Source organism: Leifsonia sp. 21MFCrub1.1, from assembly GCF_900107895.1.
GTDB classification, from domain to species: Bacteria; Actinomycetota; Actinomycetes; order Actinomycetales; family Microbacteriaceae; genus Leifsonia; species Leifsonia soli.
In genome coordinates, this window is the sequence record NZ_LT629867.1 from 3,675,774 (window position 1) to 3,695,622 (window position 19,849).

Here is a 19,849-nt window from a genome sequence, read left to right on the forward strand (position 1 = left end):
CGTCCTCCCAGAAGCTCAGTAGTCGTCGGCCTCTGCGGTCCGCGACTGCGCGACCTGCACGACGGCGTCGATCAGGGAGGCGGCCGTGCGCTCGGCGGCGACCACATCCACCCGCAGACCGAACGAGCGGGCGTCGCGAGCGGTCTGCGGACCGATCGCGGCGATCAGAGTCGACTCGGGGATGGGGCCGAGCTGCTTCTGCACCTGCTCGGCGACCGATCCGCTGGTCACCAGGATCGCCTGCACCAGCCCGTCGCGCACGTCGCTCACGACGTTCTCCGGCACGGGGACGCCGACGGTGCGGTAGGCGACGACCGACTCGACATCGTGGCCGATGCGGCGCAGCCCCTCGGTGAGGAGGGGCTTCGCGATCTCCGAGCGGAGGGTGAGGATGCGGAGCGGGAAGGCACCCTGGGTCGCGGCCTCCCACTCGGCGAGCAGGCCGCGGGCCGAGTTGTCCTCCGACGGCACGAGGTCGACGTGGTACCCGGCGGCGGCGAGCGCTGCGGCGGTCGTCTCGCCCACTGCGGCGACCCGCGTCGAGGGCGGGACGACGGCACGCTGGGCGCTGAGCACATCCACCGTGGTGGCGCTCGTGACCGTCATCCAGTCGAACCCGCCGTCTGCCAGCCGGGCGAGCGCCGCCTCGAGCGCCGGGGCATCCGCCGTCGGCGCGAAGTTGATCATCGCGGCGACGACCGGCGACGCACCCTTCGCACGCAGGTCGGCGGCGACGGAGTCGCCCCACGGGCCGCCGCGCGGCACGAGCACGCGCCAGCCGGCGAGCGGTTTCGGAGTCGGGGCGGTGTTCGTCATCGGTCGCTCCCGAGCGGTGCCAGCGACGCGGCCCCGGCCTCCAGCAGCTCGGCGACGACGCGGGCGCCCACATCCTCCGCGGCCTCCGCGAGGTGAGCGGCGCTCAGCGAGTCCGGGGTGGCGGCGTGGGATGCGGTGAGCTTCTCCGAGCCGTCCGGGCGGTACACGGTCGCGGTGAGGAAGAGCAGGCCGTCGTCGACGAGTGCCGTCGCGCCGATCGGAGCGGCGCATCCCGCCTCGAGCCCGGCGAGCACGTGCCGCTCGGCGACCACCGAGGCGTGCGTCGTGACGTGGTCGACGGCGGAGAGGGCGCGCGCGATCGGGCCGCGGCCCTTCTCGTCTCCGGCGCGGACCTCGAGCGCGAGGGCGCCCTGACCCGGAGCGGTGGGGACGAGGGAGAGCGGGAAGTAGTCGGTCACGGCGTCGAGGCGGCCGAGCCGGGTGAGGCCGGCGGCCGCGAGCACCACGGCGTCCAGCTCGCCGTCGGAGACCATGCGCAGGCGCGTGTCGACGTTGCCGCGCAGGTCGACGACGTCGAGGTCGGGGCGCTGCGACTTCAGCTGGGCGACCCGGCGGGGCGATCCGGTGCCGACGCGAGCGCCCTCCGGGAGGTCGTCGAGCGTCAGTCCGTCGCGCGCGGCCAGGGCGTCGCGGGCGTCCGCGCGCTTCGGCACCGCGCCGAGGACGAGCCCGGGAGCCGGAGCCGTCGGGAGGTCCTTCAGGGAGTGCACGACGAGATCGACCTCACCGGCGCGCAGGGCGTCGCGCAGAGCGGTCGCGAACACCCCGGTGCCGCCGAGCTGCGCAAGCGACTCGCGCGACGTGTCGCCGTGGGTGGTCACCGTGACGAGTTCGACATCCACGCCGGTGGCGCGCGCGATCGACTCGGCGACCGCCGTCGTCTGCGCGACCGCCAGCGCGCTGCCGCGGGTGCCGATGCGCAGCACCCCGTCGCGGCGCTCGGCGGCGCCGTCGACCCTCGTCACGGTCCCGCTCACGGCGCGAGCCCCGCAGCGGCGGGCTTGAAGCCGAGCCGGACGTTCTCGCAACAGCCCGGCCGGCACACGTCGTACCAGGGGCCGAGCGAGGTCATCGCCGGGCGCTGGTCCACCGGGACGGCGTCGCGACGCTCGAGGACCAGGTCGACCAGGCCCTTCACGTACGCCGCGTGGGTGCCGGGGGTCGGGACGCGGACGGCGACCAGGCCGTTCTCGTCGCTCGTCTCCATGGCCTCGTTGTCGAGGTCCCAGAGGACCTCCATGTGGTCGCTCACGAAGCCGAGCGGCACGATGACGACGGCCTTGATCCCGAGCGAGGGGAGCTCGGCGATGCGGTCGTTGATGTCGGGCTCCAGCCACGGCATCGACGGAGGGCCCGACCGGGACTGGTAGACCAGATCCCAGCCGACGGTTCCGCCGGTGGCGGCATGCGAGACGACCTCGGCGACCGCGAGGTGCTGGGCCGCGTAGGCGCCGCCCTCGCCGAAGCCGCGCTCGGCCGGACCGGACTTCGCCGCGTCGGTCGACGGGATGGAGTGCGTCGAGAACAGGATGCGCACCTCGGTCGCCGGGTCGATGCCCGGAAGCTTCTGCTGCAGCTCGCCGATGGCGTTCTTCACGCCCTCGATGAACGGCTCGACGAAGCCGGGGTGGTCGAAGAACTGGCGCACCTTGTCGATCTGGATGCGCCCCTCCAGGCCCGTCGCCTCCAGAGCGCCCGCGAAGTCCTCGCGGTACTGGCGGCAGCTGGAGTACGACGAGTAGGCGCTCGTCGCGATGGCGATCAGCTTGGTGAAGCCGCGCTCATCGGCCTCGCGGAGCGCGTCGGCGAGATACGGGTCCCAGTTGCGGTTGCCCCAGAGCACCGGCAGGTCGATGCCGCGCTCGGCGAGCTCCGCCTCCAGCGCGGCCTTGAGCTCGCGGTTCTGGTCGTTGATGGGGCTGACGCCTCCGAAGTGGCGGTAGTGGTGTGCGACCTCTTCGAGACGCTCCTCCGGGATGCCGCGGCCGCGCGTGACGTTGCGGAGGAACGGGATGACGTCGTCCTGCCCCTCCGGGCCGCCGAAGCCGGCGAGCAGGATGGCGTCGTAGGCGGTGGGCTCCGTCACGTGCTCGGGGCCGGCGGCCGCGGCCGGAGTGGCCCCCAGCACCCGCTGGTCGGTCTGCGCGTCCGTCACTGCAGGACCTCCACGACCTCGGCCGGCTGGATGCGGCGACCGGTGAAGAACGGGACCTCTTCGCGCACGTGGCGTCGGGCCTCGGTGTAGCGGAGCTCGCGCATCATGTCGACGAGGTCGGTGAGCTCGTCGGCCTCGAGCGGCAGGATCCACTCGTAGTCGCCGAGCGCGAACGAGGCGACGGTGTTCGCGAGCACCGACCGGAAGGCGGCGCCCTTCCGGCCATGCTCCGCGAGCATCTTCGAGCGCTCCTCGTCGGGCAGCAGGTACCACTCGTAGCTGCGCACGAACGGGTACACGCAGAGCCACTCCCTCGGCTCCTTGCCCCGGAGGAAGCCGGGAACGTGGGCCTTGTTGAACTCGGCGTCGCGGTGCACGCCCATCGCGTTCCAGGTCGGGAGCAGCGCCTTCAGCAGGCGCGTGCGGCGCAGCTGGCGGAGTCCCCACTGCAGCGCCTCCGCCTCGGGGCCGTGCAGCCAGATCATCACGTCGGCGTCGGCGCGGAGGCCCGAGACGTCGTAGAGGCCGCGCGTGGTGACGTTCTGGAGTTCGAGGTCGGCGATCACCCCTTCGAGCTCGGAGACGGCGGTCGGCACGTCGGTGCCGTCGAGGTCGTCCGGTCGGGCGGGATCGCGGCGCAGCACAGCCCAGAGGGTGAATCCGGTCGGGGTGTCGCTGGGGGTATCGGGGGTGGTCGACTCTGCCGGAACGGCAGCCGGGGTACTCATACCCACAGTCTCCCTCTCAAACCTGAGAAGGCCAAAAACGCGGGGGCGCTCACCGGCGGAGGAGACGGACGACGCCCCAGACCGTTCCGGCGGTCACGAGGGCCACGGCGACCGACATCCCGACGAGCGCGAGCGGGTTGTCCTGCCGGAGACGCGCGAGCCTCTCGGCGGTGCGCTTCGGCACGTTGAGCTTGTATTCGATCGCCTCGACCGTGGCGGCGAGCTCGGCCCGCGCCCGGTCGACGTCGCTGCGGTCAGTTGTCATACTTCCCCAGTCCCTTCAGCGCGTCGGCGTCTTCCTTGATGCTGGCGATGGTCTGCGATGGCGCGACGCCGTCCATCTTCTTGAACGACCGGACGCCGACCAGCGCCAGAAGGACGGCGAGCACGACCAGGGCGCCGAAGACGATGAGCGCGGCGGCCCACCCCGGAAGCGCGACCGCGATGCCCAGGATGGCCGCGGCGACCAGCGTCGCGAACGCGAAGAAGAGGAAGAAGGCGGCGCCGGCCAGCAGCCCTATGCCGATGCCGGCATACTTCGCCTTCTCGGCGAACTCGGCCTTGAGGTGCGCCAGCTCCGCCTTCAGCAGCTCGACGATCAGGCGCGGAAGATCGGAGATCAGCTGCACCAGTGGTCGCGCCTTCGCACGGTCGGCGCGAGCTCGCTCTCCCGGGGTCGGAACGGGCCGCGGTCCGGACGCGCCGGCAGCGCCTGCGGCTCCCCGCTCACGGTCGGTCATCGGCGTCTCCCCTCGTCGCTTCCGTACAGTACTCCGGTCAGGACACTCCGGTCAGGACGACGTGTCGCTGCGCCCGTCGCCCGCGCGGATGGCCGCCTCGGCGGCAGGCGACGGATACGGAGCCCGCGCCTCACGACGCCGGCTGTTCGCCTGCACCACGAGTTTCTTGACGGTGATGTACACGGTCTCCGGGAACTCCCCGACCTTCCGTGACACGAAGTCCTCCGCCGCGTGCACCTGCTTCTGCACCGCAGGCGACTCCCAGGCCTTCGCGGCCGCGGCCTTCAGCTGGTCATAGCGTTCGCGTCCGGCTCGGGCGCCGAGCACGTAGCCCACCGCCGCTCCGGCGACGAAGAGGAGTTTGCCGCGCATTCCGTCTCCTAAGTGTCGAGTCCCTGTTCGGTGGCCGAGTTGTCGTCCGCCTGGAGGGCGGCCGTCAGGGCCTTCCAGCGTAGTCCTCTCGCGCGCTCGGCTGCCCGGCGCGCATCCGGGATGACGGAGGCGAGGCCTGTACCGGTCAGCCAGGAGCCGGTGACCTCGAGACCCTCGACGCCGTCGACCTCGGTGCGGACCCGCTGGATGCGTTCCCGCTGCCCCACTGTCGCATACGGGAGGGCGTTCGTCCAGGGGGTCCTGGCGAATGCGGTCACGCTGGATTCCGCGATCGGAATATTGAGCAGCCGGGAGGCGTCGGCGACCGCGGCGGCACGCAGTGCCGCGTCGTCGAGCTCCCGGGTCTCGGCGGGCCGTCCGGCTCGGCCGTAGGAGAGCCGGACGACGTGGCGCCCGTCTCCCACCGCCTCCGCGACCCACGCCCACTTCGCGCTGGAGTGGGTCATCGCCTTCGCGCGCACGTCCGTCCCCGGCACATCGGCGACGAGCACGCCCGTGCCGACCGGGGAGGCGGCGAGGCGGTCGTCGGCGACGACCAGCGTCACCAGTTCGACGCTGGAGGCCGCGGGCCAGTCGAACTCTCCCAGCCCGGCGAGCGCCGGATCGAGCGAGGAGAGCAGACGGAGCGAGTCGTCGGCCGGAGAGGCGAGCACGACGACGTCGGCCGGGAGCGTGTCCCCGTCGGCCGTCCGCACGATCCATCGGGCCGGGCGAGCAGCCTCCGCGTCAGCAGCCGTCTGCGCCGGCGCCGTCGGCTCGCGGCCCTCCAGCGACTCGGCCAGCACCGCCTCGATGACCGCCCGCGCCGTGTCCTCGGCGTCCGGCGCGCTCCACGGCTCGATGGTCTGCACCGGCGCGCCCGTGCGCACGACGCCGCCGCGCGCGCGGATGTCCGCGGCGAGCGTCTCGGGCAGCCGCCACATCCCTCCCCGGATGCCGCCGACGGCGCTGCCGGCCTTCGACGCCGACCGCAGCTCGCCGACCGCGCCGGACAGCGAGCCGAGACGGGTGAGTGCCGAGTTGAGCCCGGGGGCGACGACCTCGACGTCCAGGTCGTCCGGGGCCGCCGAGTACACCCCGGTCACGACCGGCGCGACGAGGAGGTCGAGCACCGCGCTGCCCATGCGCTTGCGGACGAGGGTGCCGAGACGGCGCTCCGTGCCGATCTTGAGCACGGGCATCAGGCGGTCGAGGTAGGCACGCAGGGCGCCAGGCCAGCCGATCGCCGCGACGACATCCTTCGCCAGGGGCGAGCTCGGGATGCCGAGCAGCCCCGCCTTCGGAAGCGGAACGGAACGGCTCCCGTGGCGCACCCAGGCGCCGGAGGGGTTGGGCTGCACGATGTCGTCGCCGAGGCCGAGGTCGGCGAGGAGCTCGGCGACGTGACCGCCGCGCGTGGCGAAGCTCTCGGCTCCCGCGTCGAGCGTCATCCCCGCCAGCGGAAGCGGCGCGACACTGCCGCCGACGCGGTCCGACGCCTCGAGGACCGTCACCTCGAATCCCGGCCGGGCGCACTCGCGCGCGGCGACCAGGCCGGCCATGCCGCCGCCGACGACGACGATGCGGGTGGGCGGCGCCTCGACCGCGTGCCGGATCTCCTCGCCGATGTCGGCGCCCGGCTCGGTGGAACCGCCGGGCGTCGTGCCCTCGCCGCTCACTCCGGTCGCCACCCGTGCACGAGCTCGACGACGCGGGTCAGGACGGTGGGGTCGGTCTCCGGCGGGACGCCGTGGCCCAGGTTGAGGATGTGCGCCGGAGCCTCCCGGCCGCGGTCGAGCACGCCGCGGACGTGCGCTTCGAGCACCGGCCACGGCGCATCCAGCATCGCCGGGTCGACGTTGCCCTGCACCGGGACGACGTGCCCGAGGCGACGGCTGGCCTCGTCGAGCGGGATGCGGTAGTCGACGCCGACCGCGTCCGCTCCCACCTCGTGCATGGCCTTGAGCAGCTCGCCGGTGCCGACGCCGAAGTGCACGAGCGGGACGTTGCGGACGACATCGTCGAGCGAGGGCTCGGCGTCGCCCGCGGCGGTCGCGGCGCGCGGCAGCTCGTACGCCAGGTCGCGGACGTGCGACAGCGCCCGCGCCGAGGCGGGGGCGACGTGCGTCACGTAGTCGTGGAGCGACAGCGACCCCGCCCACGAGTCGAAGAGCTGGGCGGCGCTCGCCCCGGCGAGCACCTGTGCGCGCAGGAAGGCGCCCGAGATGTCGGCCGTCCACTCCATCAGGCGCGCCCACGCCTCCGGGTCGGCGTGCATGAGGGTCCTCGCGCGGATGTGATCCTTCGACGGGCCGCCCTCGACGAGGTAGGCGGCCAGCGTGAACGGAGCGCCGGCGAAGCCGATCAGGGGGGTGCTGCCGAGCTCGGCCACCGTCAGCCGGACGGCCTCCTGGATGGGCGCGAAGACGCGGTCGTCGAGCGACGCCGGGTCGATCGCGGTCAGGCGCTCGACGTCCGCCGCCGTGCGGACGGCCTGCGCGAACACCGGGCCCTTGCCCGGCTGGATCTCCACTTCGACACCGGCGAGCTTGAGCGGGACGACGATGTCGCTGAAGAAGATGCCGGCGTCCACCCCGTGGCGCCGCACCGGCTGCAGGGTGATCTCGCTCGCCATCGCCGGGTCGAGGCACGCGTCGAGCATCCGCGTGCCGACGCGCAGTTCGCGGTACTCCGGCAGCGAGCGTCCCGCCTGGCGCATGAACCAGACCGGGGTCACCTCCTGCCGTTCGCCCTGGTAGGCCCGGACGAGGGGGCTGGAGGCGGTGAGGCCGGCGGCGAGGGGATGGTCGGAGGCGAGGGTGGTCACTACACGATTGTGCCAGGGCCATCCCGCGAGAACGCCCGGCTGAGCGGAAGCTGGGGCCCGATTCGAGGTTGCTCCGACGCGAGCGTAGGCTTTCCTCCGTGCTTCTGTGCTTCTCGTCGAGTCACCGGACGGCTGACTTCGACCTCCTGGAACGGCTCGAGCGTCATGCTCCGGCCATCACCGCCGCACTCTCGGAGCACAGCGACATCGTCTCGGGCTCTGTCGTCCTCGCGACCTGCAACCGCTTCGAGGCCTATCTCGACATCGACGAGCCGCTCCCGGCCGCCCGCGCCGTCTCCACCGAGGCCGTGCTGGACGCGGTGAGCACCGCAGCGGGCATCGACCCGGACCTGCTCCGCGGCGCGAGCGCCGTGTACAGCGACCACGCGGTCGCCGAGCACCTCTTCGCCGTGACCAGCGGCCTCGAGTCGGTCGTCGTCGGCGAGGGCGAGATCGCCGGCCAGGTGCGCCGCGCGCTCGACGCGGCTCGCCGCGACGGCTCGGTGACGAGCGAGCTGGAGCGTCTGTTCCAGGTCGCCTCGCGCACCTCACGCGGCGTGAAGAACCGCACCGGGATCATGACGGCCGGCCGCTCCCTCGTCCGCCTCGCGCTCGATCTCGCCGAGAGCCGGGTGACCGACTGGGCGAGGACGCGCGTGCTGCTCGTCGGCACCGGCAAGTACGCGGGCGCCAGCCTCGCCGCCCTCCGCGACCGCGGCGTCACCGACGTCCGGGTGTACTCGCCGTCGGGGCGCGCGGCCAAGTTCGCCCTCTCGCACGACATCGCTCCGGTCGAGGCCGACGGCCTGCTGGACGCGCTGGCGGAGAGCGACCTCGTCGTCACCTGCTCCGCGGTCACCGACTACGTCCTCACCCGGCCGCTCCTGGCCGAGGCGGTCGGCCGCCCCGACGCGGCCGAGCGCCGTCTCGTCGTCGACCTCGGCCTGCCCCGCAACGTCGACCCGGCCGTCGGCGAGCTCGCCGGGGTGGAGCTGCTCGACCTCGAGACCATCAGCATCCATGCGCCGCTGACCGAGCTGCAGGCCGCCGACGACGCGCGCACCATCGTGGATGCCGCCGCCGCCGAGTACCGCGCGCGGACCGCCGAGCAGGAGGTCACCCCGGCCCTCGTCGCCCTCCGCACGCACGTCTTCGACATCCTGGACGCCGAGATCGAGCGCGCACGGCGCCGGGGAGACGGCAGCGAGCAGACCGAGGCGGCCCTGCGCCACCTGGCCGGCGTCCTGCTGCACACCCCGTCCGTCCGCGCCCGCGAGCTGGCCCGCGAGGGCGACGCGGAGTCGTTCATCGCCGGGGCAGCGGCCGTGTTCGGCGTCGACGTCGACGCCGAGCGCGCACGCCCCCGCCTCACCGCCGTGGACGACGAGTCCGCGGCATCCTGAACCGCAGCATCCCGCACCACACAGCACGAGGAGCGACCGTGAGCGACGAAGCCACCACGACCGCCGTCATCCCGCCGCACGGCGCGAGCGGCCTGCCATACGCCGCCGAGCAGCTGCGCACAGAGCGCCTGCTGCTGCGCCCGCTGAACACGGGCGACCTGGAGGACGAGCACGCCTACCAGAAGCTGAAGGACGTCGTCCGCTACCTCTACTGGGAGGTGCACGACCACGACGAGTCCGCGGAGCACCTGCGCAAGCGGATCGCGATGAACCGGCTCGCCGAGAACGGCGACGGCATCGTCTTCGCCGTCGAGCTGGCGGACGCAGAGGGCGGCGCCGGCCGCGTGATCGGCGACATCAGCCTGTTCCTGAAGAACGCGACCTGGGGCAAGTTCGAGATGGGCTGGGTCTTCCACCCGGCCGTGCACGGCGCCGGCTACGCGACGGAGGCGGTCCAACGGGTGCTGGAGCTGTGCTTCGACGCCCTCGGAGCCCACCGCGTCTTCGCCCAGCTCGACGCGCGCAACGACGCCTCGGCCCGCCTGTGCGAACGGCTCGGGATGCGCCAGGAGGCTCTGCTGCGCGAGACCGAGATCTTCAAGGGCGAGTGGTCGGACACCGCCGTCTACGCCATCCTGGAGCAGGAGTTCCGCTCGGCGCGGTGACGGTGCGGCTTCCTCAGTAGGATGGACGGGTCCCCACACACCCGCACCGCACAGGGAGCACCATGGCCGCACCGTCGAGACTGGATTCCGTCATCACGCTGGCTCAGCACCGTGGATTCGTCTTCCCCTCCGGAGAGATCTACGGCGGCACCCGGTCGGCGTGGGACTACGGTCCCCTCGGCGTCGAGCTGAAGGAGAACATCAAGCGCGAGTGGTGGAACGCGTTCGTGCGCGGCCGCGGCGACATGGTGGGCCTCGACTCCGCCATCATCCTGCCGACCGCCGTGTGGGAGGCCTCCGGGCACGTCCAGGTGTTCAGCGACCCGCTGACCGAGTCGCTCATCACCCACAAGCGCTATCGCGCCGACCACCTGTTCGAGGCGTACGAGGCCGAGCACGGCCACCCGCCGGCGAACGGCCTCGACGACATCCCGGACCCGGACCACCCGGACAAGGTCGGCCAGTGGACGCCGATCCGGCAGTTCTCGGGCCTCATGAAGACCTACCTCGGCGTCGTCGACGACGAATCCGGCCTGCACTACATGCGCCCGGAGACCGCGCAGGGCATCTTCACCGACTTCGCGTCGGTGCTGCAGACCTCGCGCAAGAAGCCGCCGTTCGGCATCGGCCAGATCGGCAAGGCGTTCCGCAACGAGATCACGCCGGGCAACTTCATCTTCCGCACCCGCGAGTTCGAGCAGATGGAGATCGAGTACTTCGTCGAGCCCGGCACCGACGAGGAGTGGTTCGACACCTGGATCGACCTCGCCTGGGAGTGGTTCACCGAGCTCGGAATCAAGCCGGAGAACATCCGCCGGTTCGAGCACCCGAAGGAGTCGCTCGCCCACTACTCGAAGCGGACCATCGACATCGAGTACCGCTTCGACTTCGTCGGAAGCGAGTGGGGCGAGCTGATGGGCGTCGCCAACCGCACCGACTTCGATCTGAAGACCCACATCGAGCACTCCGGCAAAGACCTGAGCTACTTCGACCAGAACAAGAACGAGCGCTACGTGCCGTTCGTGATCGAGCCGTCGTTCGGTCTGACCCGCGCGCTCATGGCGTTCCTGGTCGACGCGTACGACGAGGAGCAGGTGCCGAACGCCAAGGGCGGCACCGACAAGCGCACCGTGCTGCGGCTCGACCCGCGCCTCGCCCCGGTCAAGGTCGCCGTCCTCCCGCTCTCGCGCAACGAGGCGCTGTCGCCCCTCGCCCGCGGCCTCGCCGACCGGCTGCGCAAGCGCCGCAACGTCGACTTCGACGACTCGGGCGCGATCGGCCGCCGCTACCGCCGGCAGGACGAGATCGGCACGCCGCTCGCGGTGACGGTCGACTTCGACTCGCTCGAGGACGACGCCGTGACGGTCCGCGACCGCGACACGATGCAGCAGGAGCGCATCCCGCTCGAGGGTCTCGACCGCTACCTCGCCGAACGGCTCCGCGAGATCTGACGCGCGCGGGCCCCGGCATCCTCTAGCCTGTCCTCGGACCGAGCCCACCGCGACGGAGGCCCGAATGAGCGACGCAGAGACCGACCGGACGACGTCGGCGTCCCCGGACGCACCGGCGTCCGGGGCCTCCGGGCAGCGCGGCGAGGGCTTCGGCCGGATGCTGGCGCGCTACGCGCAGGTCGCTCCCGCGAGCATCGCGCTGGCCGTCGTGGTGCTCGCCACGTCCATCGCCACCGGGACACTCTGGAGCGCGGCGACCGTCGGCGGCGATGCGCTCGTCTGGGCGGCCGGCGTCACCACGACCATCCGGGCCGGCTTCTGGTGGACCCCGGTCACGGCGCTCTTCGTGCCGGAGGACCTCGCGCAGACGATCGTCGTGGTCGTGCTCGCGCTCACCGTGATGGCCGCGGCGGAACGTCTGCTCGGCACCGCCCGGACCGTTCTCGCCTTCCTGGTGACCGGGGTGCTCGGCGTCACCATCGGGGTGCTCCTGCAGTGGGGCGCGGCGAGCATCGGCGAGCTGTGGGCGACGGTGACCGAGTTCGACTTCACGCTCGACCCGACGGTCGGGATCGTGGGAACGCTCATCACGGCGAGCGCGTTCGCCAGCGCGCTGTGGCGGAGGCGCATCCGGCTTCTCACCTTCGCGGTCGTGCTCGTCTTCGTGCTCTACAACGGCGACCAGAACAACGTCTACCGCCTGATCGCGGCCCTGCTCGGCCTGGCCCTCGGCGCGCTGCTGCGCCGTGGCGGCCTGCGGCGGCTGCATCGCAGTTCGCACGCCGAGACCCGCACCCTGGTCGCGGCGGTCATCGCCATCACGGCGTTCGGTCCGCTGCTGGCGCTGCTCCCTCCCGGCGGGTTCGGCCCGCTCTCGTTCGTGGCCTCGCTGTTCGAGCGGCCGGACGTCGACGTCGCCGCGGTGATGGCGCGCTGCGACGTGTCGTACACGAGCAACTGCCGCAGCCAGCTGCTCATGGTGTCGGTGCAGGGCGCCGGTCCACTGCTCCTGTCTGTGCTCCCGCTCGCCCTGCTCCTCCTGACCGCCATCGGGCTGCGTCGCGGACGCCGCTTCGCGCTCATCCTCGGCATCGCCGTCAATGCAGCGATGCTGCTCCTGCCGTTCACCGCGCTCGGCGGCGACATCGACCTGCAGGTGCAGAGCATCGAGTCCCTCACCCCCGCGATCGAGGTGCTGCTGTGGCTCCTGGCGGCCCTGCTGGTGCCCATCGCGTCGATCGCCCTGCTGATCGCCACACGCCGGCAGTTCCAGATCCGGTCGCCGCGCGAGGCGGCCGTCCGCTTCGCGATCATCGTGTTCTGCACCTTCGCGCTGCTCGCCCTCGCGTACCTGATCGCCGGCCTGGCCTCCCTCACCGAGTTCGTGCCGGACGCGACGGTCGCCGACGTGTTCTCCTCGACGGTGCGCCGGTTCGTCCCCGCCGGCTTCCTGTCGCTTCTCGGCACGCCGATCGTCCCCACCGCGCCGATCGTCGTGGTGCTCTACCACTGGATCGGGCCCGTGTTCTGGATCGTGTTCATCTTCGCCACGCTGCAGCTGTACCGTGCGACGTTCACCGGGCGCACCCTCGCCGACGAGGAGCACTTCCGGTCGCTGCTCCGCCAGGGCGGCGGAGGCACGCTTGGCTTCATGGGCACCTGGCCGGGCAACGTGTACTGGTTCAGCTCCGACGGCGAGTCGGCGATCGCCTACCGCGTCATCAACGGGATCGCCATCACGCTCTCGGACCCGGTGTGCCGTCCGGAGCGCGCGGAGCGCACCATCGCCGAGTTCGTGCAGTTCTGCGACGCCAACAGCTGGACGCCGGTCTTCTACAGCATCCACGGTGCGTACCTCCCGGTGTTCCACGCCCTCGGCTGGCCGACGATGTCCGTCGGCGAGGAGACGCTGATGCACCCGCAGACCTTCGACCTCGTCGGAAAGCCCTGGCAGAAGGTGCGGCAGGCGCACAACCGCGGAGTGAAGGCGCGCATCTCGACGCTGTGGACGACCTGGGACGACCTGTCCCCGCTCATCCAGACCCAGATCGCCGCGGTCAGCGAGCAGTGGGTCTCCGAGAAGGAGCTGCCCGAGATGGGCTTCACCCTCGGCGGCATCGACGAGCTCAAGGACCCGGACGTGCGGCTGTACCTGGCGTTCGACCCCGACGGCGGACTGCAGACCGTGACCAGCTGGCTGCCGAGCTGGCGTGACGAGCGGGTGGTCGGTTACACGATCGACTTCATGCGCCGTGCGGACGGCTCGATGTCCGGGATCATGGAGTTCGTCATCGCCTCGGCCGCCCAGCACATGCGCGACGAGGGCATCGAGGTGCTCAGCCTGTCGGGTGCGCCGCTCGCGACGAAGCCGATCGACGAGGGCGACGCGGACGAGCCGACGGCGATGGACCGGCTCCTCGCCTTCCTCGCGCGGACGCTCGAGCCCGCATACGGGTTCGCGTCGCTGTTCTCCTTCAAGAGCAAGTTCAACCCCACCTACGAGACCATCTACATGGCCTACCCCGACCCGGTCGCGCTCCCGGCCATCGGCAACGCGATCGGCAAGGCGTACCTGCCGGACGCCAACGCGCGCGAGTACGTCGCGCTCGCCCGCACGCTCATCCGGTAGCGTCGCCGCCGCCAGGTGCAGGGTCGGTCGTCGATCCCGCTGCCAGAGCGGCGACAGCATCGATCTCGACCAATTGGTTACGTGCCGCGGTGGTACACCTCGATCTCCGAGAGCCCGTTGTTCGCGCCGTACCCCTCATCGACCGTGAACACGACCCAGGTCACATGGCGCGGAAGGAAGGAGATCGTCCGGCTCGCTCCGTTGTTCTCCAGGAAGTCGACGAAGATCTTCGAGCCGTCACTCATGTGCAGCGTGCCGCTCCGGGTCCAGTCCGTGCCGTTCGGCCGGTCCGACAGCCTGATCTCGTCGATGGTCTGACTGGAACTCCACTCGAGTCTGATGTACGGGGTGAGGTCGCCCGCGGACGCCCACTCCCCCGAGCCGCTCGTACCGACGATGCCGTCGACGGCCTTCGACGCACCGTACCTGCCGTCGAACTCCGACGAAGCCGACACGGTCGCCTCCCGGGCCAGGTTCTTGTCCGGGTCCTCCGACGGGTTGTCGATGAGGGCCCAGCTCCGGGGGTCCGCAGGCGTCGTGTTGTGGTTCCACTCGAGCGCGCGATACAGCTTCGCGTCCTCGGCCCATTTCGTCGACGACCACGCGACCCTGTCTCCGGGCGCATACTACGCGTTGCGGACCCAGAACGGCCACCAGTCGATCGGCGAGGTCGGAGTGGTGTCCGGGGGATCGGCCGCCACGGCCGGTGCGGTCGCGCCGACCGCCAGCGACGCGAGCAGGAGGGCGGATGCGGCCGCAACTCCCCCGGTGCGCAGGATCTTCATGTCGTTCTCCTTCTCCGAAGATGGATGGACGGATCGAGACGGTGAGTCTCGTAGCCTCCATCTCTTACGGAGTGCGACGCAGCGGATCCATGACGCGGCATCCGGGAATCGTTATCCGGCAGTCAGACGTCCGGACCCGGCCGGCCACGCTCGGAGTCGCGCCGGATCCTCCGCGCGATCAGGAGCCAGGTCAGTCCGCTGGCCACCACGAACACGAGGTCGAACAGCAGGATGGCGCCCCCGCGCGCCGCCGCCGGCCACGGCGCGTTCTGGGCCAGCCACGCCGCTCCGTTGAAGATCCCGTGCGCGGCTGCGACGCCGAGGTAGGCCGCGACGACGCGGAAGGTCAGCCGGAAGCGGCCGTTCCGCGTCGCACCGAAGACCGCCGCCGCGAGGAGAGCGGTGAACACCGGATGCAGGAACGGCCCGGTCAGCTCCCTCCCGATCGCCGTGCCGACGAACAGGCCGAAGCCCAGCGGGTCGTCCTGCCCCCGCGCGAAGGCCTCCTGCAGGTAGCTCAGGTTCTCGATGACGCTGAACCCGAGGCCGACCGCGCCACCGACGAACAGGCCGATCCTGGCGTTCTTGACCGGGAGCCGCAGCGCGAGGAGCACGGCCGCGGTCACCTTGACGAGCTCCTCCACCACCCCGGCGAGCACCAGGGGCAGGCCGCTCGGATGCGACGCCGTCCCGCCGCTGAGCACGTTGATCAGCGTGTTGACCGGCGCAGCGACCAGCGTCGCGGCGAGTCCGCCGACACCGGCGATGATGACGAGCCGGGAGGCGGTGAGGCCGTCGGCCGGCCTCAGCCGGTACGCCATCGTGTACAGGATGGCAGCTGCGACGGTCGCCGCGCCCGTCACCAGGAGGTACGGCGAGAGCACCGCGGGTCCGTCGTCGTCCGCGTGCGGCGCGATCGCCTGGATCAGAAGGCTGAAGCCGAACAGCCAGAGCCAGATGAAGACGCTCGAGCCGACGAGGATCCACCCGCCGAACCGCCCCATCCACTTGCGCGGGGGTTTTGGCTTCGCAACCGGCTGCGACGGCTGGACGGAGGGGACCGGGTGCGTGTACGCGGTCCATTCCGCGCCGCTCCACCACCGCAGCGTGCCGGCGTCGTACGGGTCTCCATACCAGCCGGGAGGCGGAGTGGCGGACGGTGCGATGGTCACCGGGCAAGCATACGAACTCCGCCGCCCGCGCACGCATCCCGCGTCCGGGCGACACGGCGAGCCTGCGGAGGCGCGGCGAGCGGCCCTGACATCCTGGTTGCCGAGCACCAGGAGAGTCAGCATGCGCTTCACCACAGTCCGCGAGAAGACGGTCGTGATCGTCGTCCTGCTCGCGGTGAACGCGGTGCTCGCGCTGCTCTTCGACGCACTCCACTCGGAGCCCGCATCCATCGTCCTGACCGTGCTGCAGACACTCGGGTGGTACCTGGTCACGCGGGTGTTCCGCGGCCCGGGCGAGCCGGTCGCCGCCGCACGACCCTGGTGGCGCATGACGAACCGGCCGCTGCTGAGCGGCGTGTTCGCCGCGGTGTACGGGCTGCTCGCCGTCGTCAACATCGGCTTCTCGTTCGCGGGATTCGGGAGCGCGTCCGGGACGATGTCCATCGTCGCAGAACTCGTGCTCGGCGCCCTGTTCGCGCTGTCGTACCGCCGGCTGTCCGCGCTGGCCCACGCCGCCGCCTGACCCGTAGGCTGGGCGCATGACGCTCGACTCCGGCATCCGCACCGACGAACTCGACCCGGCCGTCCGTCCGCAGGACGACCTCTTCCGCCACGTTAACGGGAAGTGGCTCGAGGCCACCGAGATCCCCGCCGACAAGGCGCGCTGGGGCTCGTTCATGATCCTCGCGGAGGAGTCGGAGGCGGCGGTCCACGAGATCGTCGAGAAGGCCCAGAGCGCAGCCGAGGGCACCGAGGAGCGGAAGTTCGGCGACCTCTTCACGAGCTTCATGGACGAGGAGCGCATCGACGCCCTCGGTGTGGAGGCGATCCGGGACGAGCTGACCTTCGCCGAGGGCGTCGACAGCATCCCGAGCCTGCTGAAGACCGTCGCGAAGCTGGAGCGCCGCGGCCTCGGCGGCTTCTACCAGCTGTTCGTCGACAACGACCCGGGCGACCCGGAGCGCTACCTCGTCTTCCTCGAGCAGTCGGGCATCTCGCTGCCGGACGAGTCGTACTTCCGCGAGGAGCGGTTCGCTCCCGTCCGCGCGGCGTACGTCGACCACATCCAGAAGATGTTCGAGCTCGCCGGTTACGACGACGCCCCCGAGCGCGCCCAGCGCGTGTTCGACCTGGAGACCCAGATCGCCGGGAAGCACTGGGACAACGTGGCCTCCCGCGACTCGGAGAAGACCTACAACCTGTACGACTGGGCGGATGCGAAGGCCGTGTTCACCGGCGGCGCCGCCGACGGTCAGGCCGCCGACCTCGACGTCTGGGCCGAGGGCCTGGACGCGCCGCAGGGAGCGCTGGCCGAGGTCGTCCTCCGCCAGCCGTCGTTCACCGCCGGGCTGGCGTCCCTTCTCACGGAGGACCGCCTCGAGTCGTGGCGCGACTGGCTGACCTGGCAGGTCATCCACGGCGCCGCCCCCTACCTCTCCGGCGACTTCGTCGAGGCCAACTTCGACTTCTACGGCCGCACGCTGACCGGGACCCCGCAGATGCGCGTGCGCTGGAAGCGCGGCGTCTCGCTGGTCGAGGGGGCCATGGGCGAGGCGGTCGGCCGCATCTACGTCGAGCAGCACTTCCCGCCGGCTGCCAAGCAGCAGATGGACGAGCTGGTCGCCAACCTGATCGAGGCGTACCGGCAGAGCATCCGCACCCTCGACTGGATGGGCGAGGAGACCAAGGAGCGGGCGCTCGACAAGCTCGAGAAGTTCACCCCGAAGATCGGATACCCGGTGAAGTGGCGGGACTACTCCCGCCTCGAGATCGACCCGACGGACCTCGTCGGCAACGTGCGCGCCGCCGCGCTGTTCGAGTTCCAGCGCGAGCTCGGCAAGATCGGCTCGCCGATCGACCGCGACGAGTGGTTCATGACGCCGCAGACCATCAACGCGTACTACAACCCCGGCTTCAACGAGATCGTCTTCCCCGCGGCCATCCTGCAGTTCCCGTTCTTCGACCCCGACCGGGATGCGGCGGCCAACTACGGCGCCATCGGCGCGGTCATCGGGCACGAGATCGGTCACGGCTTCGACGACCAGGGCTCCAAGTTCGACGGCGACGGGCGGCTCGAGGACTGGTGGACCGAGGCGGACCGCGCGGCCTTCGAGAATCGGACCGCGAGCCTGATCGAGCAGTACAACGCCCTCGCTCCCGCTCAGGTGCCCGAGCACCACGTGAACGGCGCCCTCACCATCGGCGAGAACATCGGCGACCTCGGCGGTCTCGGCATCGCCTGGAAGGCGTACCTGCTCTCCCTGAACGGCGAAGAGCCTCCCGTGATCGACGGGCTCACCGGAGCGGAGCGGTTCTTCCTCTCCTGGGCGCAGGCCTGGCAGCAGAAGGGCCGCGACGAGGAGGTCATCCGTCTGCTGGCGATCGACCCGCACGCGCCGAACGAGTTCCGCTGCAACCAGATCGTCCGCAACATCGACGCCTTCTACGACACCTTCCAGGTCGGAGACGGCGACCGGCTCTGGCTCCCCCCGGCGGAGCGCGTCACCATCTGGTGAGTCGGCGGCCGCCGATGTCCGCGCTCCCTGGCCCCCGATCACGGGGTAACATCGACCCTGTCGTCGCCGCGGGCACCCCTGCGGCCCCGACCGCGGGGCCACAGAGAGGTCGCCGCAGTTCCGGTACACCGCACTCGGATGAAAGACCCAGCGACACAGTGACGATCCAGGCGCAAGAGTCCGCACGGCGGGCCCGGCAGGCGACCACCCGCCGCGGGCGCCACCGCGCTCCCGGATCGACCGAGACCTTCAGCCGCGGGTTCGACGCCCTGGGACGGCTCGCCGTCTCGGGCGTGCAGGTCTCTGCGCGGGCGACGGATCTCTCCACCGGTGCCGTGCTGTTCTCGGTCGACGACCACGTGGTCATGCCGACCGCGAGCATCGGCAAGGTGCTTCTGCTGGTGGAGGTGGCGGCGCGCCTGCAGTCCGGCCAGCTGAGTCCCCTCGCGCACCTCGACCGCGACACCCGCGACATCGCGGGCGAGTCCGGCATCTGGCAGCACCTGCACGTCCCGTCCCTGCCCGTCGCCGACCTGGCCGCGCTCGTCGGCGCGACCAGCGACAACCTCGCGACGAACGTGCTCCTGCGCCGCGTGGGGCTGGAGGCCGTCAGCGCACGCACGGAATCGCTCGGTCTGACCCGCACCGCGCTCCTCGACCTGGTGCGCGACCACCGCGGTCCGGACGACGCCCCGCAGCTCTCGGTCGGAAGCGCGAACGAGCTGACCTGGCTGTTCTCGGCGCTGGCCCGCGGCGAGATCGTCAATCCGGCCACCAGCCAGCGCGTCATCTCGTGGCTGTCGCTCAACAGCGACTTCTCGCTCGTGTCCAGCGCGTTCGGCCTCGACCCGCACTCGCATCGCCACCCGGAGCACGGCATCCTGCTCGTCAACAAGACGGGGACGGACGAGGGCGTGCGCAGCGAGGTCGGCGTTCTCCGCGGCCCGCGCGCCGGCGTGACCTACGCGGTCTCGACGTACTTCGACGACACCAGCCTTCCCGAGCGCCTCGCCGTCATCGAGGGGATGCGCGCGGTGGGGTTGGACCTGCTGGAGTACGTGTTCTGACCGCCGGCCGACGGCCGCGGCGTCACGGCTCGCGCGCGCTGCGCACCTGCTCCCACTCGGCGATGAGGCCCGGAAGGCGTCCCTGCACGAACCGGTAGAACCCGGCCATGTCGCGCAGCCGTTCGGTCGCCGGCGAGTCGGGGTCGCCGACGGCGGCGAGACCCGCCTCCGCCTGATCGGCGAGCACGCCGTAGATCGGGCTGTTGCGCACCATGAGCGCGTACCAGTCGCTCGGGATCTCGTACCGGTCGCGCCGGCTGCCGGTCTGCGAGAGGCGGCGGATGATGCCGAGCGTCTGCAGGTAGCGGACGGCTCCCGAGATGGCCGCCGGGCTCACCTCGAGCCGCTCGGCGAGCTCGGCAGCGGTCAGTCCCGGCGTCTCGGTCACGGTGAGCGCCATCAGCACCCGGGCCGGCATCTTCGGGAATCCGGCCGCCGTCAGCACGGCAGCGGAGTGCTCCATCACCTCGGCGAGCGCCGCCTCGTCCTGGGCCATGGGCAC

20 protein-coding genes are annotated in these 19,849 nt (G+C 71.4%); 7 read left to right on the plus strand and 13 right to left on the minus strand.

Annotated features, from left to right (window positions below):
- Positions 1-15 precede the first annotated feature (15 nt).
- From BLW09_RS17360 to hemE, 9 genes are read right to left on the minus strand one after another with little or no spacing between them, the layout of a single operon-like run.
- Entirely contained in the window at positions 16-816 is an 801-nt protein-coding gene (locus BLW09_RS17360; protein WP_089915682.1) for a uroporphyrinogen-III synthase, read from the minus strand.
- Positions 813-1,814 (minus strand): hydroxymethylbilane synthase, encoded by a 1,002-nt coding sequence (hemC, locus tag BLW09_RS17365; protein WP_089915685.1) that lies wholly within the window; start codon positions 1,812-1,814, stop codon positions 813-815. Before hemC ends, BLW09_RS17360 begins: the two co-directional genes overlap by 4 nt.
- Entirely contained in the window at positions 1,811-2,992 is a 1,182-nt protein-coding gene (locus BLW09_RS17370; protein WP_089915688.1) for a ferrochelatase, read from the minus strand. The genes hemC and BLW09_RS17370 overlap by 4 nt, the downstream gene beginning before the upstream one ends.
- Positions 2,989-3,720 carry a hydrogen peroxide-dependent heme synthase gene (gene hemQ / locus BLW09_RS17375; protein WP_089915691.1) on the minus strand — a complete coding sequence of 244 codons (732 nt, stop codon included), beginning with the start codon at positions 3,718-3,720 and terminating at the stop codon, positions 2,989-2,991. The genes BLW09_RS17370 and hemQ overlap by 4 nt, the downstream gene beginning before the upstream one ends.
- Before the next feature lie 49 nt (positions 3,721-3,769).
- Positions 3,770-3,985, minus strand: a complete 216-nt coding sequence (locus tag BLW09_RS17380) for a DUF3618 domain-containing protein (protein WP_089915694.1) — start codon at positions 3,983-3,985, stop codon at positions 3,770-3,772.
- Complete coding sequence (locus BLW09_RS17385) at positions 3,975-4,460, minus strand: phage holin family protein (RefSeq protein ID WP_089915697.1); 486 nt, start codon at positions 4,458-4,460, stop codon at positions 3,975-3,977. The genes BLW09_RS17380 and BLW09_RS17385 overlap by 11 nt, the downstream gene beginning before the upstream one ends.
- Positions 4,461-4,511: 51 nt before the next feature.
- Positions 4,512-4,832 (minus strand): hypothetical protein, encoded by a 321-nt coding sequence (locus BLW09_RS17390; protein WP_089915700.1) that lies wholly within the window; start codon positions 4,830-4,832, stop codon positions 4,512-4,514.
- An 8-nt stretch (positions 4,833-4,840) separates the two neighbouring features.
- Entirely contained in the window at positions 4,841-6,523 is a 1,683-nt protein-coding gene (locus BLW09_RS17395) for a protoporphyrinogen/coproporphyrinogen oxidase (protein WP_331712807.1), read from the minus strand.
- Complete coding sequence (hemE, locus tag BLW09_RS17400; RefSeq protein WP_089915703.1) at positions 6,508-7,659, minus strand: uroporphyrinogen decarboxylase; 1,152 nt, start codon at positions 7,657-7,659, stop codon at positions 6,508-6,510. The genes BLW09_RS17395 and hemE overlap by 16 nt, the downstream gene beginning before the upstream one ends.
- Before the next feature lie 98 nt (positions 7,660-7,757).
- Between hemE and BLW09_RS17405 the strand changes: the two genes are divergently transcribed.
- From BLW09_RS17405 to BLW09_RS17420, 4 genes are all read left to right on the plus strand, one after another.
- Positions 7,758-9,062: a glutamyl-tRNA reductase gene (locus BLW09_RS17405; protein ID WP_089915706.1), complete on the plus strand. Its 1,305-nt coding sequence runs from the start codon at positions 7,758-7,760 to the stop codon at positions 9,060-9,062.
- Positions 9,063-9,100: 38 nt separating this feature from the next.
- On the plus strand, positions 9,101-9,727 hold the full coding sequence (locus BLW09_RS17410) for a GNAT family N-acetyltransferase (protein ID WP_089915709.1): 627 nt from the start codon (positions 9,101-9,103) through the stop codon (positions 9,725-9,727).
- A gap of 62 nt (positions 9,728-9,789) precedes the next feature.
- Positions 9,790-11,178: a glycine--tRNA ligase gene (locus tag BLW09_RS17415; protein ID WP_089915712.1), complete on the plus strand. Its 1,389-nt coding sequence runs from the start codon at positions 9,790-9,792 to the stop codon at positions 11,176-11,178.
- Positions 11,179-11,242: 64 nt separating this feature from the next.
- Positions 11,243-13,807: a bifunctional lysylphosphatidylglycerol flippase/synthetase MprF gene (locus BLW09_RS17420; RefSeq protein ID WP_089915715.1), complete on the plus strand. Its 2,565-nt coding sequence runs from the start codon at positions 11,243-11,245 to the stop codon at positions 13,805-13,807.
- 77 nt (positions 13,808-13,884) lie between these two features.
- On the opposite strand, the gene BLW09_RS17425 is transcribed toward BLW09_RS17420, so the two are convergent.
- The 3 genes from BLW09_RS17425 to BLW09_RS17430 all read right to left on the minus strand — a co-directional run bounded on the left by BLW09_RS17425 (position 13,885) and on the right by BLW09_RS17430 (position 15,764).
- Positions 13,885-14,376, minus strand: coding sequence for a DUF7402 domain-containing protein (locus BLW09_RS17425; protein ID WP_442911295.1), 492 nt, complete (start codon positions 14,374-14,376; stop codon positions 13,885-13,887).
- 57 nt (positions 14,377-14,433) lie between these two features.
- Positions 14,434-14,592: a hypothetical protein gene (locus BLW09_RS19000; RefSeq protein ID WP_157696993.1), complete on the minus strand. Its 159-nt coding sequence runs from the start codon at positions 14,590-14,592 to the stop codon at positions 14,434-14,436.
- Between the two features lie 122 nt (positions 14,593-14,714).
- On the minus strand, positions 14,715-15,764 hold the full coding sequence (locus BLW09_RS17430) for a PrsW family glutamic-type intramembrane protease (protein WP_231946934.1): 1,050 nt from the start codon (positions 15,762-15,764) through the stop codon (positions 14,715-14,717).
- Between the two features lie 121 nt (positions 15,765-15,885).
- Between BLW09_RS17430 and BLW09_RS17435 the strand changes: the two genes are divergently transcribed.
- The 3 genes from BLW09_RS17435 to BLW09_RS17445 all read left to right on the plus strand — a co-directional run bounded on the left by BLW09_RS17435 (position 15,886) and on the right by BLW09_RS17445 (position 19,347).
- Entirely contained in the window at positions 15,886-16,287 is a 402-nt protein-coding gene (locus tag BLW09_RS17435; protein WP_089915721.1) for a hypothetical protein, read from the plus strand.
- 16 nt (positions 16,288-16,303) lie between these two features.
- Positions 16,304-18,280 carry a M13 family metallopeptidase gene (locus tag BLW09_RS17440; protein WP_089915724.1) on the plus strand — a complete coding sequence of 659 codons (1,977 nt, stop codon included), beginning with the start codon at positions 16,304-16,306 and terminating at the stop codon, positions 18,278-18,280.
- A gap of 158 nt (positions 18,281-18,438) precedes the next feature.
- Positions 18,439-19,347, plus strand: coding sequence for a serine hydrolase (locus BLW09_RS17445; protein WP_089915727.1), 909 nt, complete (start codon positions 18,439-18,441; stop codon positions 19,345-19,347).
- 22 nt (positions 19,348-19,369) lie between these two features.
- Here BLW09_RS17445 and BLW09_RS17450 read toward each other — a convergent pair whose 3' ends face one another.
- Positions 19,370-19,843 carry a GbsR/MarR family transcriptional regulator gene (locus BLW09_RS17450; protein WP_089915729.1) on the minus strand — a complete coding sequence of 158 codons (474 nt, stop codon included), beginning with the start codon at positions 19,841-19,843 and terminating at the stop codon, positions 19,370-19,372.
- Positions 19,844-19,849: the final 6 nt, after the last annotated feature.

Bases quoted from the DNA above. Each gene is read 5' to 3' on its own strand.
- BLW09_RS17360 (WP_089915682.1), bottom strand. From the start codon at position 816: ATGACGAACACCGCCCCGACTCCGAAACCGCTCGCCGGCTGGCGCGTG.
- hemQ (WP_089915691.1), bottom strand. From the start codon at position 3,720: ATGAGTACCCCGGCTGCCGTTCCGGCAGAGTCGACCACCCCCGATACC.
- BLW09_RS17380 (WP_089915694.1), bottom strand. From the start codon at position 3,985: ATGACAACTGACCGCAGCGACGTCGACCGGGCGCGGGCCGAGCTCGCC.
- BLW09_RS17385 (WP_089915697.1), bottom strand. From the start codon at position 4,460: ATGACCGACCGTGAGCGGGGAGCCGCAGGCGCTGCCGGCGCGTCCGGA.
- BLW09_RS17390 (WP_089915700.1), bottom strand. From the start codon at position 4,832: ATGCGCGGCAAACTCCTCTTCGTCGCCGGAGCGGCGGTGGGCTACGTG.
- BLW09_RS17415 (WP_089915712.1), top strand. From the start codon at position 9,790: ATGGCCGCACCGTCGAGACTGGATTCCGTCATCACGCTGGCTCAGCAC.
- BLW09_RS17420 (WP_089915715.1), top strand. From the start codon at position 11,243: ATGAGCGACGCAGAGACCGACCGGACGACGTCGGCGTCCCCGGACGCA.
- BLW09_RS19000 (WP_157696993.1), bottom strand. From the start codon at position 14,592: ATGAAGATCCTGCGCACCGGGGGAGTTGCGGCCGCATCCGCCCTCCTG.
- BLW09_RS17435 (WP_089915721.1), top strand. From the start codon at position 15,886: ATGCGCTTCACCACAGTCCGCGAGAAGACGGTCGTGATCGTCGTCCTG.
- BLW09_RS17440 (WP_089915724.1), top strand. From the start codon at position 16,304: ATGACGCTCGACTCCGGCATCCGCACCGACGAACTCGACCCGGCCGTC.
- BLW09_RS17450 (WP_089915729.1), bottom strand. From the start codon at position 19,843: ATGGCCCAGGACGAGGCGGCGCTCGCCGAGGTGATGGAGCACTCCGCT.